The sequence below is a fragment of the Nonomuraea endophytica genome (genome assembly GCF_014203235.1).
Taxonomy (GTDB): domain Bacteria; phylum Actinomycetota; class Actinomycetes; order Streptosporangiales; family Streptosporangiaceae; genus Nonomuraea; species Nonomuraea endophytica.
Map to the genome: position 1 here is coordinate 81,242 of NZ_JACHIN010000014.1, position 12,956 is coordinate 94,197.

Genomic DNA, 12,956 nt, shown 5'->3' on the forward strand with positions numbered 1-12,956 from the left:
GAAGAAGTCTCGCGTTCACCCACAGCAAGAGCAAGACCGCTTGAATAGACCATGAATTCCCACCCTGGATCGAGAGGTCAAAGCCATGATCCGCGTCGCCACCCTGAACGTCTGGGGCAGACAAGGCCCCTGGCCGTCCCGCCTGGCCCTGATCCGCCAAGAACTGGCCGACCTCAGCCCAGACGTAATTGGCCTCCAGGAAGTCTGGCGCCACGAGGGCCGCTGCCAGGCAGAGGAAATAGCCGGAGACCTAGGCTACGAAATCGCCTACGCCCCCGCCTCCACCGCCGACGACGGCCGCATCCAAGGCAACGCCATCCTGACCCGCCTCCCCATCCAGGAACAGCACCACATCCCCCTCCCCGTGGCCGGATACGAACCAAGAGCCCTCCTCTACGTCCAGGCCGGCCCCCTCCCCGTCTACGTAACCCACCTGAACTGGCAACCCGACCACAGCGCCATCCGCCAAGAGCAGGCCCACTTCATCACCGCCCACATGACCAGTTCCCCCGCGGTATTGCTGGGCGACTTCAACGCCACCCCGGATTCCCCGGAAATCAAATACCTGACCAAGGCATTCACCGACACCTGGACCGCGACAGGCGACGGCACACCAGGCGACACATTCTCCCGAGAAAACGCCTTCGTCAGCCAATACGCCGACGAGCCCACCAGACGCCTGGACTACATCTTCACCACCGCGAAGCCCGTCCGGACCTGGCTGACGTTCACCACCCCAAAGAACAACATCTGGCCCTCAGACCACTACGGCCTAGCCTGCGACCTGAACCTCCCATAACCAGACCTCCTACAAGAGTCAGCGCCGGGCAGGTTCATAGCACTTGACTTGCCGATGATGCCGGATCAGGCGACCAGGGCGCGGTTCGCCGCCTGATCTGGTTGTTCCGTTCGTACTGGGGGTGGCGTCTTATCAAGGCACGTGTCACCGAGTGGGGCGATAGCGTCATCAGAACGTGCGGAGCGAAGCGGAGCTCCTTTGTCCTGGGTGGGGTCCAACTGCCCAACCACCTAACCGGGCAACGGGTGGGCCCTTAGGCAGAACGCGCGGAGCTCCTTCTTAGATTTCGCAGTTGGTTTCGGTGTCGGGGTCGGGGCCGCCGTCGCAGTCGTCTGCGGCTCCGGGGCCGCCGTCGAGGTGGTCGGTTCCGTAGCTGCCGCGTAGTGTGTCGTTGCCTGCGCCTGCTTCCATGGTGTCGTTGCCTGTGCCGCCGTTCAATGTGTCGGTCAGGGGGCCGCCGTAGAGGGTGTCGTTGCCGCTGCCGCCTGTGATGGTGTTCGCGCCTGGGCCGCCGTATACGGTGTCGTGGCCTGCGTCGCCGTACAGGATGTCGTTGTCCCAGTCGCCGAACACTTCGTCGTCTCCGGAGCCTCCGGATACGGTGTCGTTGCCTTTTACTCCGCTTACGAAGTCGTTGCCTGTGCCGCCGTAGACGCTGTCGTTGCCGTCCCAGCCCATGATGGTGTCTTCGCCTGCGCCGCCGCTCAGTACGTTGGCTGCGGACGTGCCCTCTAGCCGGTCGTTGCCTGTGCCGCCTGTGACGTTCTCTATGGCGGGTAGGCCGTCGTTTTCTCCTGGTTCGCCGCATGGGCAGGCAGCTAGTTTTACGGTTACCGCGGCCACTCTGGACGCGTAGCTGACGGTGTCGGTGCCGGGGCCGCCGTCGATGGTGTGGCGGCCGGGGCCCGAATAGATGAGGTCATCTCCTGTGCCGCCGCTCACTAGCGAGCCGACGCTTCCGGGATAGCCGTAGGCCACGTCGTTGCCTGCGCCTAGTCCTACCAGGGCGTGGTTCGGGCCCGTCGGGTTGACTATGTCGTCCAGGTCGCCTACATCGATGATGAGCTGGCCGCTGAATGTTGCTGTCGCGGTGCACTCTACGAGGGTGAGGTCGGCTGGGTCGGGGTGGGCGCAGCCGTTCAGCGGAGTGATGGGGACGATGTCGTCCACGAGGTAGGTGTTGGCGTCGGGTGCGGTGAAGGTCACGTGGTTGACCTGGCCCGGTGCTGCCTTGTACTCCAGCTCGCCGGACATTACTCGGGCGAAGGTGTCCACGGCGGAAGCGCCGTAGACGGGGGAAGTGCCTAACGCCATCAGGAGGGTCGCTGTGGCGACCGTGGCTAACTTGCTGGGTGTTCTCATGGTCGGACTGTGCGCTCGTCCCATTGCTCCGGACTTGCAGGTCGCTGACAGTTAGGGCGGATGCCCGATACCGCCGGAAGCCCGGGAAATCTAGCGTTTTGACCTGCAAGAATTCCCGCTTCGAGGAGCGACATGAACACCGCGATAGCCGTCCAAGGGCTTCACAAGAGCTTCGGCAAGGCGCACGCGCTGGACGCGCTGGACCTGACCGTCCACACCGGTGAGGTGCACGGCTTTCTGGGCCCGAACGGTGCAGGAAAGTCGACGACGATCCGGATCCTGCTCGGCCTGATGCGGGCCGACTCCGGCTCCGTACGCCTGCTGGGCGGCGACCCCTGGAAGGACGCGGCCGAGCTGCACCGGCGGCTGGCGTACGTGCCGGGTGACGTGAACCTGTGGCCGTCGCTGACCGGCGGCGAGGTGATCGACCTGCTGGGCCGCATCCGCGGCGGCCAGGATCGGACGCGGCGCGCGGAGCTGCTGGAACGCTTCGAGCTCGACCCGCGCAAGAAGGCCAGGACGTACTCCAAGGGCAACCGGCAGAAGGTGGCCCTGGTAGCCGCGTTCGCCTCCGACGCCGAGCTGCTCATCCTGGACGAGCCCACCTCGGGCCTGGACCCGCTGATGGAGGCGGTGTTCCAGCAGTGCGTGGCCGAGCAGAAGGCGCTGGGGCGCACGGTGCTGCTGTCGTCGCACATCCTGTCGGAGGTGGAGGCGCTGTGTGACCGGGTGAGCATCATCCGCGCGGGCCACACGGTCGAGTCGGGCACTCTGTCCGAACTTCGCCACCTCACCATGACCCAGATTTCCGCCGAAATTTCGGGCCAAATCCCGGCGCTCCCCACCGCCCGCAACCTCACCACCAACGGCCGGAAGATCAGCTTCCAGGTCGACGACCAGGACCTCGACAAGACCATGCTGACCCTCGCCCAGTCCGGCATCGTCAGCCTGACCAGCACCCCACCCTCCCTCGAAGACCTCTTCATGCGCCACTACGCGGCCGAGAACAGCAGCCACTCCGCGGCTGAGAAGAACAGCCACTCCGCGGCTGGGAAGACAAGCCGCTACGCGGCCAAGAAGACCAGCCGCCACGCGGCCGAGAAGAGCAACTGATCATGCACGGCACCTGGACCCTCATCAAGCTCATCATCCGCCGCGAACGCCTCATCACCCCCGCCTGGATCCTCCTGCTGGCGGTCCTGGCCGCCGGCCAGGCCAACAGGTACGCCCAAGCCTTCTCCACCCCCCAGTCCATAGCCGACTTCGCCCGCGAAATGACCGCCAACAAGGCGCTGACCGCCTTCGCCGGCGAGGTCTACTCCCCCACGATCGCCGGCATGGCCATCTGGAAGAACGCCGACGCCATCTACACGATCCTCGCCCTGATCGCGATCCTCACCGTGGTCAGGCACACGAGGAGCGAGGAGGAGTCCGGCCGCGCGGAACTGCTGGGCGCGGGCGTGATAGGCCGCCTGGCCCCACTGACAGCGGCCCTCACCGTAACCGCCACCTCCATGCTGTTGGCCGGCATCGTCACCGCGTTCTCCATGATCAAGCTCGGCTTCGACGTCACCGGCTCGCTGGCCTTCGGCGCCGCCATCACCGGCATCGGCCTGGTCTTCACCGGCATAGGCGCACTGGCCGCCCAGCTCACCGAGGGCGCCAGGACCGCGATCGGTCTGGCCGCGATGGGTCTCGGCCTGTCGTACCTGCTGCGCTTCGTCGCCGACGGCGGCGCGGGCGCGGCGGTGAAGTGGGCCTCGCCGCAGGGCTGGTCGCATCTGGTCCAGCCGTACGCCGCCAACGACCTGGCCGCGCTCCTCCCCAGCCTGGCCCTGACGCTGGCCACCATCGCAGCCGCCTACCGCCTCAACGCCCGCCGCGACCTCGGCCACGGCGTCCTCGCCCAGCGCCCCGGCCCGGCGCAGGCGCGTCACCTGTCCTCCCCGCTGGCCCTGGCCTGGCGGCTGCACAAGGGGCTGCTGACCGGCTGGAGCATCGGCTACACCATCGCCGGCCTGGCGCTCGGCGCCCTGGCCCTGTCGATTCCCGAAGTCTCCCGCCAGGGCGCCTCGGTCCAGGAGTTCCTGCGCCGCTACACCGCCTCCCCTGAGGCCGGCATGACCGACGCGTACCTGTGGCTGATCAGCCTCTCGCTCGGCTACGTCGCCGCCCTCTACCCCCTGCTGGTTCTGCTACGGCTGCGCGCCGAGGAGACCACCGGCCGCGCCGAACTCCTGCTGGCCCACCCCGTCGGCCGCCTGCGCTGGGCCTGGAGCCACCTGGTCTTCGCGCTGGCCGGGCCGGTCGTCATCCTGGGCCTCGCGGGCCTGGCGATGGGCGTGGCCGCCGGCGACCCGCTGTCGGTGCTGCCCGGCACGCTGGTGCAGGTCCCGGCCGTCTGGGTGCTGGCCGGTGTGGGCATGCTGGCCTTCGGGGTGCTGCCCAGGGCGGCCGCCGCGATCAGCTGGGCCGCGTTCCTGTTCGTCAACCTCTTCGGCGAGGTGCTCGGCCCGATCATCGGGATCGACTACTGGATCGCCAAGTACTTCGTCCCCTTCCCCAACCTGCCGATGGTGTTGTCGGGCGAGGCCTTCAGCGCCGTCCCGCTGCTGGTCATGGCCGCGCTGACGGCCGTGCTCACCGCCGCCGGCCTGACCGCGCTCAACCGCAGGGCCCTGGTCTGAGCACGTCAGGACTCCAGGTAGGCCAGAACCGCCAGCACCCGGCGGTTCTGGTCATCGCTTGGTGGCAGCCCGAGCTTGGCGAAGATGCTGGACGTGTGCTTGCCGATCGCCTTCTCGGTGACGACCAGCCGGGCGGCGATGGCGTGGTTGGACAGCCCTTCGGCCATCAGCCCGAGCACCTCCCGCTCCCGCGGCGTCAGGGCGGCCAGCGGCTCGTCGCGCCCGCGCCGGGTGAGGAGCTGGGCGATGACCTCGGCGTCCATGGCGGTGCCGCCGGCGGCGACCGTACGCACGGAGTCGACGAACTGCTCGACATCCCCGACCCGGTCCTTCAGCAGGTAACCCACGCCACCGGATCGGTCGGACAGCAGCTCGTGGGCGTAGAGCTGCTCCACGTACTGCGACAGGATCAGCACCGGCAGCCCCGGCACCCGGCGGCGGGCCTCAAGGGCGATGCGCAGGCCTTCGTCGGTCTGGGTGGGCGGCAGCCGTACGTCGACGACGGCCACGTCGGGGCGGTGCTTGAGCAGGGCCGCGAGCAGCATCGGGCCGTTGTCGACCGCCTCGACCACCTCGAAGCCGTGCGTGGACAGCAGGCGGATCAGGCCGTCTCTGAGGAGTGCGAGATCTTCCGCGATGACAACGCGCACGGCAGCTCCATGGTCAGTTCGGTCGGCCCGCCAAGAGGGCTGGTCACGGTGAGGGTGCCGTCGAAGGCGGACAGGCGGCGTTCGATGCCGAGCAGGCCGGTCCCGGCGGAGGAGTCGGCGCCGCCCCGGCCGTCGTCGCCGACGGTGAGCCTGATCCGGTCGCCGGGATAGCGCAGCCGTACCCACGCGCGGGTGGCCTGGCTGTGGGCGGCCACGTTGGAGAGGGCCTCGGCGGCGGCGAAGTACAGCGCGGACTCCACCGGCGCCTCGGGACGGCCGGGCAGGTCGATGTCGAGCTCGACCGGCACCGGGCAGAGCATCGCGGCGGCCTGGATCGCGCCGGTGAGGCCGCGGTCGGCCAGCACCGGCGGGTGGATGCCGCGCACGAGGCCGCGCAGGTCGTCCAGCGCTTGGGCGGCCGAGTGCCAGGCCTCCTCGACGAGTTCGCGGGTCTGGGCCGGGTCGGTGCTCTTTCTGGCCAGGCCGAGGTTCATGCGCATGGCGATGAGCCTGGCCTGGGCGCCGTCGTGCAGGTCGCGTTCGATCCTGCGCAGTTCGGCGGCCTGCGCGTCGACGGCGGCGGCGCGGGAGGCGGTCAGCTCCCTGATGCGGCGCGCCTCCGGCGTCTCGCCGAGCAGCACCAGCGCCAGGTAGTCCTGGACGCGGACGGAGGTGTAGGCGGTCAGCACGCTGAGCAGCGTGATCGCCAGGATCGACAGGGTGAAGGCGACCGTCAGGTTCTTCGACGGGTACGGGGTGTAGACGCGCCAGATGACGCCGATCATCGAGAGCATGCTGCCGATCACCAGGAGGGTGCCGGGTCCGAGCACCCCGTGAGCCGCCAGCCAGGCGATGACGCGCAGGTCGCCGGGGTCCGGCTGGCGTACCCGGCCCAGGGTGCGGGCGGCGCGCAGGATCGGGCGCGGCGCGAACGGCAGCGCGAGCAGCAGCGCCAGTGCCGCCACCCCGGTGAGCACGTCGCGTGCGGCGCGCACCGCCCAGCCCCGTCCGATCCTCTTCACTCCTGCAGTCTGCCTTCTCGCCGGTTGTGCGTCGGTAGGCCTAGGCCTACCCCCGGAGGGGGAGTGCGCCCATGGCCTGGGCGTAGGCGGCGCGCGAGCCTGGAGCGGTGATCGAGATACACGGACTCACCATCAAGTACGGCGCCGCCGTCGCCGTGGACGACCTGACCTTCGCCGTGAAACCCGGCCAGGTGACCGGATTCCTGGGACCCAACGGCGCGGGAAAGTCATCCACCATGCGCGCGGTGGTCGGCCTGGAGGCTCCGCACGCGGGCGTCGCGCTGTTGGACGGCCGGCCGTACGGCATGATCGGCAGGCCGCTTGAGCAGGTCGGCGCGCTGCTGGACGCGTCCGCCGCGCACGGCGGGCGCACGGCGCGGGCGCACGTGGCGTGTGTGGCGCGCAGCAACGGCATCGGCGCCCGGCGGGTGGCGGAGGTGCTGGAGCTGGTGGGCCTGGCGGGGGTCGCGGGGCGGCGGGTGGGCGGCTTCTCGCTCGGCATGCGGCAGCGGCTCGGCATCGCGGTGGCGCTGCTGGGCGATCCGGGCGTGCTGATGTTCGACGAGCCGGTCAACGGGCTGGATCCGGAGGGGATCAGGTGGATCCGCGGGCTGCTGCGCACGCTGGCCGGCGAGGGCCGCACGGTGCTGGTGTCCAGCCATCTGATGGGCGAGATGGAGAAGACGGCCGCGCACGTGGTGCTCATCGGGCGGGGACGGCTGATCGAGGACGCCTCGATGGCCTCGCTGGTCGGGCGGTTCGGGTCGCTGGAGGACGCGTACATGGAGCTGACGGAGGCGAGCGTGGAGTTCGCGGCAGGGGGACGGGCATGATCGGGGACGCGATCGCGGCGGAGTGGATGAAGTTCCGCACGCTGCGCTCGAACCACTGGCTGCTGGCGGCCTCGCTGCTGTCGGTGCTGATCAGCATGGGTGTGGCGGCCATGGTGGTACGCGGCTTCGCCGGGCAGGACACGGCGGATCGTCTGCGGTTCACCGGCATCGGCGACGGGCTCGGACCGGGGTTGCAGGTGGCGCTCTTCGTCATGGGCGTGCTGGGCGCGCTGTCGATGACCGCGGAACACGCCACCGGGCAGATCCGGACGAGCCTGACCGCGGTGCCGAAGCGGCACGTGCTGTTGCTGGCCAAGGTTCCGGTGCTGCTCGGGGTGGGGCTGGTGGCCGGGCAGGTGCTGGCGTTCTCGATGCACTACGGCGCGATGGCGGTGCTGGGCGGGCATGCCGGGCACGTGCTGATGGACGGGCGCACGCTGGGCACGCCGCTGTCGGAGCCCGGCGCGCTGCGCTCGGTGCTGCTGTCGGGCGTGGCCATCGGGCTGGTGACGCTGGTCGGACTGGGCATCGGGGCCGTGGTGCGCTCGACTGCCGGGACGCTGGTGGTCCTGATCATGATCGTGCTCGTGCTGCCGACCGCCGCGGCCACGCTGCCGCAGCCGTGGCGGGCGCGGGCCGGCTCGGTCATGTTCGAGGGTCTCGTGGGCGACGGGCTGCTGCCGCCGGTCGCGGCGCTGGCGCTGCTGCTGGCCTACCCGGTCGCGGCGCTGAGCGCGGGCGCGGTCGCGATCGCGCTCCGGGGCCGCAGGACGCACCCGCTGATCGCCGGGCTCGCCGCCACCGGCGTCCTGCTGGCCACGGTCGTCGTGGCGCAGCCCGCGCAGGCGTCGGACTTCCCCTGGAAGGCCTGCAAGAAGGAGATGGAGTGCGCGGCCGTACAGGTGCCGGTGGACTGGGACAAACCTCAAGGGCGAAAGATCACCCTCCCCCTGGTACGGCTGCCCGCCACAGGATCCCACCGCCGGATCGGCACCGTGTTCGCGCTGCCCGGCGGCCCGGGTGGCTCCGGCATCGAGGACCTGGAGAAGAAGGGCGCGGCCTTCGCCCAGCTCCGCCAACGTTTCGACGTGGTCAGCTTCACCCCGCGCAACGGCCTCGACCTGGGCGTCCTGTCCAAGGACTGCCTGCTGGGCGGCCCCTGGATCCGGCTCCCGTCGAACGAGGCGGAGTTCGACCGCCAGGCCGAGGTCAACCGGGCGGCGGCCGACAAGTGCCGAGCCAAGGATCCCGAGCTTTTCGCCAACCTCGGCTCGGACTCCGTGGCCAGGGACGTCGAGGCGATCAGGGTCGCGCTGGGCGAGGAACGGCTCAGCTTCCTCGGCACCTCCTACGGCGGCGTGACCGCCACGAACTACGCCCGCCTGTTCCCCTCCAGGGTCCGCGCCATGGTCCTGGACGGCGCGGTCAACCTGCTGGACGAGCGGCGCCTGCGCTACCAGGTGATGGAAGGGCAGCTCGTCAAGTTCGCCGCGTGGTGCGCGGGCACCGCCGAGTGCGTGCTGAACGACCAGGACGTGGTCAAGGTCTGGCGGGAGGTGGCCTCGGCGAAGCGCATCCCGGTCAGGGGCCGGCAGGTCTCCTACGACGGCTTCGACGTCCAGATCGCCGCCGCGCCCCACTTCATCTCCCCCGGCGCCGACAACTTCCGCTGGAAGGAACTGGCCAAGGCGATCGTGCTGGCCAGGGCGGGCGACGCCTCCGGTTTCGCCGACTACGTCAAGGCGGGCACCGGCAGCCTGAAACCGCCGTCGCCGGTCGGCATGAACATGACCCACTGCCTCGACGGCGTCGGCTTCCGCGACTACGCCGACTTCACCGAAGCCAGGAGCCGCAACAAACGGCTGGCGCCCAACTACCCGCAGCAGGAGCTCTGGCACGGTCTCGCCTGTCCCGGCTGGCCTGAGCCACCGGCGAACCCGCCCAGGCCGCTGCCGTCCACCGGCCTGCCGCCCCTGCTCGGCGCGGCCAGCTGGACGGAACCCGACGTGGACGCACTGGTCAGGCAGGTGCCCGGCTCGGCGACGATCCGGTTCGAGGGCCACGGCCACGGCCTCTACCTCAGCGCGGAGCCGTGCACGATCGGGCACGTCAACAGGTACCTGACCTGGTTGAAGCTGCCTCCGCCCGGGGCCGTCTGCCGGTCATGACCAGCGGCGCAGGAGCGCCTCCGCCCCGGCGAACTCGGCGACGACCGCGGCGGCCGGGCGCTCCTCGCGCACCATGCCGGCCGACTGGCCGGCGTAGATGTAGGCGGTGTCGTAGTCGCCGGCGGCGCGGGCCGTGCTGAGCTCGGCCGCCGCCTGGTCGTCTTCGGCCAGTTCGCGCTCGCGGCCGTGCCAGGTGTCGAAGAAGTGGTTGCGGAGGGCGCGGCCGCCGTACTCCCAGGGCCAGGCGAGCCGCTGGGCCACGTCGAACACCCGCCCGTAGGCGGTGTCCTCCTCACCCGCTTCGAGAATCCGCCGCTTGGCCGGGGCCGCCCCCCGCGCCTCCGTACAGGCCAGGAACGCGGTGCCCACCCAGGCGCCCTCGGCGCCCGCGGCCAGCACGGCGGCCAGCCCACGCGCGCCCGCGATGCCTCCGGCGGCCAGCACGGGCACGCTCACCGCGTCCAGCACACTCTGCAGCAGCGGCAACGTCGCCACGGCGTCTCTGCCGTGCCCGCCGCCTTCGCCGCCGCGCGCCACCACGGCGCGCTCCGCCGCAACAGCTTCCCGCGTGGTCCCGGCCTGGGTCACCACGGCGATGCCCGCCGACCGCAATGGCTCCACATACGGCGTGTAGTCCCCGAAGCTCACCGACACCAGGCTCGGCCGGGCCGCGATCACCGCCTCCACCTGCGCCGGGTTCCCGGGAAGCGTCCACGCCATGAGCCCGATCCCGAACGGCAGGCCGCCCGCGAGCGCCGCCTGCTCCGCGATCCACTCCGGTGTGTCCGAAGGGCCCACCCCGAACATGCCCAGGGCCCCGGCGCCGGACACGGCAGCCGCCAGCAGTCCCCCGCCCGCACCGGCCATCGGCGCCCCGACCAGGGGCACCTCCAGGCCGAACCGCTCAGTCACCCAGGTACGCATGCACCCCAGGCTAGAGGGTGAGCAGGGCGGTGATCCTGGTGCGCTCGGCCTCGTCGGTGTGTTCGTGGTCCCTGCGGCGCGACCCCAGAACCGGGAGGTAGCGGCGGGCGGCGTCGGTGTCGACGTGCTCCAGGAAGGTGGCCAGCAGGTCGGGGCGCAGCTCTTCCAGCTCCGGGTCCAGGGGCGCCGAGGCCAGCACGATCCACGTCGAGGCCACGTCGGCGGCGGCCGCTCCCCTGGCCGCGTCGGCCCAGTCGATGACGGTGGGGCCGTCGGCGGTCAGCAGCACGTTGGCCGGGTGCAGGTCCAGGTGGAGCAGGCGGTTGCCGGGGCAGCCGTCGGCGGCCGGCAGCCAGCCGGGGGCGCGGATCGAGCCGAGTCTGGTGAGCAGGTCGGCGAGCAGGCGGCCGTGGGCGGGCAGGCGGTTCGGGTGAGCGCGGGCGTCGTCGGCCACGCTCACCCCGTCGAGGTGCTCCATGAGGATGTCGGGGCCGTCGGCGTCGTACACCTCGGGAGCGGGGAAGCCGTGCCGCCGCGCGTGCCGCATGATCGACGCCTCGCGCTCAAGGCTGCGGCCGTCGCGGGCGCGCCGGATGACCTTGCCGGAGCCGGAGGCCAGGATGTGGCAGTCACGGCCGGAAGCGATCAGGTTTCCCGCATGCATGCCATTAATCCTAAGCACGGATCGACAAAATCCGCACTGGCCAGAAATTGCGGTAACTAGTGGTCAGTGGCGGCGCTCACCTGCCCTGATGTCCTGTATTCACGGGGGACTTCCTGCCATAAGCCGCCTTAGGGATATGGAGCTATGGTGGCGACAACAGCCGATTAAATCGAATTCAACTGCTTATTGGGCTGCATTCAATAAGGCACCTGAGGAGGTGCGCGTTGCTGGAAGTAGTCGATCTTGTCAAGCGTTATGGCCCGGTCACGGCATTGGACGGTTTCACCCTGAGCGTCGCGTCCGGCGAGATCGTCGGACTGGTCGGGCACAACGGTGCGGGGAAGACGACCTTCGTGGAGATCGTCTCCAACCTGCTGCGCCAGGACAGCGGCCACGTGACCATCGACGGCAAACCGCCGGCCGACGTACGCGGCCAGGTCGGTGTGGCGCCCCAGCACATCGCGCTTTATCCCACCGTGACGGTCCGCGAACACCTGGTGTTGTTCGGCCGGCTCGGCGGGCTGCGGCGCGCCGCCTTGGACACCGCCATCGACGACCTCGCGGTACTGCTCCGCCTCACCGACCTGATGGACCGGCGCACCGGCCGGCTTTCCGGTGGCCAGCAGCGCCGTATCCAGGCCGCGACCGCGCTCATCCACCGCCCGCGGCTGATGCTGCTGGACGAGCCGACGGCGGGCGCCGACCTGGAGACCAGGCAGGCGATCCTCGACGTCGTCAAGCAGCGCGCCGGCGAGGGCGCGGCGGTCGTGTACACCACCCACTACCTCCCGGAGATCACCGAGCTCCAGGCCACGATCGCGGTCGCCCGCGACGGCCGGGTGATCGCCCGGGGCACCTACGACGAGCTGATCGAGGGCCTGCCCGGCGAGGTACGCCTCACGCTGGACAACGAGGAGGAGATCAGCGTCTCCACCACGGAGCCCACGGCCACGCTCATCGATCTGCTCAACCGGGCCGAGCGCCCGGTCAGCGCGGTCGACCTGCGCAACCCGTCCCTGGACGACCTCTACCACTCGCTGGCGGCCCGCGATGCTTCTTGACGCCGCTCCCCGAGCGGGGGGCATGTTCTACCGGATCGCCGCCATCGCGCGGCACAACTGGATCGTCCGCCTGCGCGACCCCGGCCAGATCATCAGCTACATCGCCATGCCCATGGTGCTCATGCTGGTGCTCAAGCCCCTGTACGTCAGGGCGCTGGACGCCGGCTCCACCCAGGTGGCCACCGGCCTGATGGTCATGTTCTCGGTCTTCGCGATCGGGCTGGCAGGCAACTCCATCCTGTCGGAGCGCACCTGGCGTACCTGGGACCGGCTGCGGGTCAGCCGGGCCCCGGCGATCGAGCTGCTCGTCGGCAAGACGTTCCCGATCTTCCTGGTCATGGTCCTGCAGCAGACCATCCTGGTGATCTACGGCGTGATCGCGATCGGCCTGCCGCTGCCCGCCGAACCCTGGTGGGTGGCGCTGGCCATCCTCATCTGGGCCTTCGCGCTGCTGGCGATCGGGGCCGCGCTGGCCACGCTGGTGCGCAGCCACGGCGAGCTCAGCGTGATCTCCGACGTGGGCGCGCTGACGCTCAGCTCGCTCGGCGGCGCACTGGTGCCGCTCAGCATCATGCCGGAATGGGCGCAGATCGCCGGTCACGCCTCGCCCGGGTACTGGGCGCTCACGATGCTGCAGGCGGCGGTGGCCGGCAACGAGTCGGCGATGCTGCTGCCCGCCTCCGTCCTGCTCGCGATCGGCCTCGTGGCCGGCGCCTTCGCCGCCCGGCGGCTGGCCCGTGGCTGGAGCCGCGGCAAGTTGATGTAAGGGCCGACGAGAAGCACAAG

At 70.2% G+C, this 12,956-nt stretch carries 12 protein-coding genes; 7 read left to right on the plus strand and 5 right to left on the minus strand.

Annotation, left to right across the window (positions count from 1 at the left end; all coding sequences use genetic code 11):
- Positions 1 to 85 precede the first annotated feature (85 nt).
- The gene (locus HNR40_RS40420; RefSeq protein WP_184971142.1) at positions 86 to 799 is read left to right on the plus strand and encodes an endonuclease/exonuclease/phosphatase family protein; all 714 of its coding nucleotides are present in this window, start codon (positions 86 to 88) and stop codon (positions 797 to 799) included.
- Between the two features lie 279 nt (positions 800 to 1,078).
- Here the strand turns inward: HNR40_RS40420 and HNR40_RS40425 are convergent, their stop codons facing one another.
- The gene (locus tag HNR40_RS40425; RefSeq protein WP_184971144.1) at positions 1,079 to 2,161 is read right to left on the minus strand and encodes a calcium-binding protein; all 1,083 of its coding nucleotides are present in this window, start codon (positions 2,159 to 2,161) and stop codon (positions 1,079 to 1,081) included.
- A 132-nt stretch (positions 2,162 to 2,293) separates the two neighbouring features.
- Between HNR40_RS40425 and HNR40_RS40430 the strand changes: the two genes are divergently transcribed.
- A complete protein-coding gene (locus HNR40_RS40430; protein ID WP_184971146.1) occupies positions 2,294 to 3,274 on the plus strand; it encodes an ABC transporter ATP-binding protein in 981 nt (326 codons plus the stop codon).
- 2 nt (positions 3,275 to 3,276) lie between these two features.
- A complete protein-coding gene (locus HNR40_RS40435) occupies positions 3,277 to 4,848 on the plus strand; it encodes an ABC transporter permease (protein WP_184971148.1) in 1,572 nt (523 codons plus the stop codon).
- Between the two features lie 5 nt (positions 4,849 to 4,853).
- Here the strand turns inward: HNR40_RS40435 and HNR40_RS40440 are convergent, their stop codons facing one another.
- A complete protein-coding gene (locus HNR40_RS40440) occupies positions 4,854 to 5,498 on the minus strand; it encodes a response regulator (RefSeq protein WP_184971150.1) in 645 nt (214 codons plus the stop codon).
- Positions 5,450 to 6,520, minus strand: a complete 1,071-nt coding sequence (locus tag HNR40_RS57585; RefSeq protein ID WP_312896693.1) for a sensor histidine kinase — start codon at positions 6,518 to 6,520, stop codon at positions 5,450 to 5,452. Before HNR40_RS57585 ends, HNR40_RS40440 begins: the two co-directional genes overlap by 49 nt.
- Before the next feature lie 107 nt (positions 6,521 to 6,627).
- Here HNR40_RS57585 and HNR40_RS40450 point away from each other — a divergent pair, with 107 nt between their 5' ends.
- Together HNR40_RS40450 and HNR40_RS40455 are read left to right on the plus strand one after the other, a co-directional pair.
- Positions 6,628 to 7,353 (plus strand): ABC transporter ATP-binding protein, encoded by a 726-nt coding sequence (locus HNR40_RS40450; RefSeq protein WP_184971152.1) that lies wholly within the window; start codon positions 6,628 to 6,630, stop codon positions 7,351 to 7,353.
- On the plus strand, positions 7,350 to 9,521 hold the full coding sequence (locus HNR40_RS40455) for an alpha/beta hydrolase (RefSeq protein ID WP_184971154.1): 2,172 nt from the start codon (positions 7,350 to 7,352) through the stop codon (positions 9,519 to 9,521). The genes HNR40_RS40450 and HNR40_RS40455 overlap by 4 nt, the downstream gene beginning before the upstream one ends.
- Here HNR40_RS40455 and HNR40_RS40460 read toward each other — a convergent pair.
- Positions 9,516 to 10,445: an NAD(P)H-dependent flavin oxidoreductase gene (locus tag HNR40_RS40460; protein WP_184971156.1), complete on the minus strand. Its 930-nt coding sequence runs from the start codon at positions 10,443 to 10,445 to the stop codon at positions 9,516 to 9,518. The genes HNR40_RS40455 and HNR40_RS40460 overlap by 6 nt on opposite strands.
- A 10-nt stretch (positions 10,446 to 10,455) precedes the next feature.
- Positions 10,456 to 11,109 (minus strand): phosphotransferase, encoded by a 654-nt coding sequence (locus tag HNR40_RS40465; protein WP_184971159.1) that lies wholly within the window; start codon positions 11,107 to 11,109, stop codon positions 10,456 to 10,458.
- Positions 11,110 to 11,333: 224 nt separating this feature from the next.
- Here HNR40_RS40465 and HNR40_RS40470 point away from each other — a divergent pair, with 224 nt between their 5' ends.
- On the plus strand, positions 11,334 to 12,170 hold the full coding sequence (locus HNR40_RS40470) for an ABC transporter ATP-binding protein (RefSeq protein ID WP_184971161.1): 837 nt from the start codon (positions 11,334 to 11,336) through the stop codon (positions 12,168 to 12,170).
- 22 nt (positions 12,171 to 12,192) lie between these two features.
- Entirely contained in the window at positions 12,193 to 12,936 is a 744-nt protein-coding gene (locus HNR40_RS40475) for an ABC transporter permease (RefSeq protein ID WP_246510077.1), read from the plus strand.
- The last annotated feature ends 20 nt before the right edge of the window (positions 12,937 to 12,956 follow it).

What these genes read in the sequence shown, in the direction of transcription:
- HNR40_RS40420 (WP_184971142.1), top strand. Translation starts at nt 86, where the DNA reads ATGATCCGCGTCGCCACCCTGAACGTCTGGGGCAGACAAGGCCCCTGG.
- HNR40_RS40425 (WP_184971144.1), bottom strand. Translation starts at nt 2,161, where the DNA reads ATGAGAACACCCAGCAAGTTAGCCACGGTCGCCACAGCGACCCTCCTG.
- HNR40_RS40430 (WP_184971146.1), top strand. Translation starts at nt 2,294, where the DNA reads ATGAACACCGCGATAGCCGTCCAAGGGCTTCACAAGAGCTTCGGCAAG.
- HNR40_RS40435 (WP_184971148.1), top strand. Translation starts at nt 3,277, where the DNA reads ATGCACGGCACCTGGACCCTCATCAAGCTCATCATCCGCCGCGAACGC.
- HNR40_RS40455 (WP_184971154.1), top strand. Translation starts at nt 7,350, where the DNA reads ATGATCGGGGACGCGATCGCGGCGGAGTGGATGAAGTTCCGCACGCTG.
- HNR40_RS40460 (WP_184971156.1), bottom strand. Translation starts at nt 10,445, where the DNA reads ATGCGTACCTGGGTGACTGAGCGGTTCGGCCTGGAGGTGCCCCTGGTC.
- HNR40_RS40465 (WP_184971159.1), bottom strand. Translation starts at nt 11,109, where the DNA reads ATGCATGCGGGAAACCTGATCGCTTCCGGCCGTGACTGCCACATCCTG.
- HNR40_RS40475 (WP_246510077.1), top strand. Translation starts at nt 12,193, where the DNA reads ATGTTCTACCGGATCGCCGCCATCGCGCGGCACAACTGGATCGTCCGC.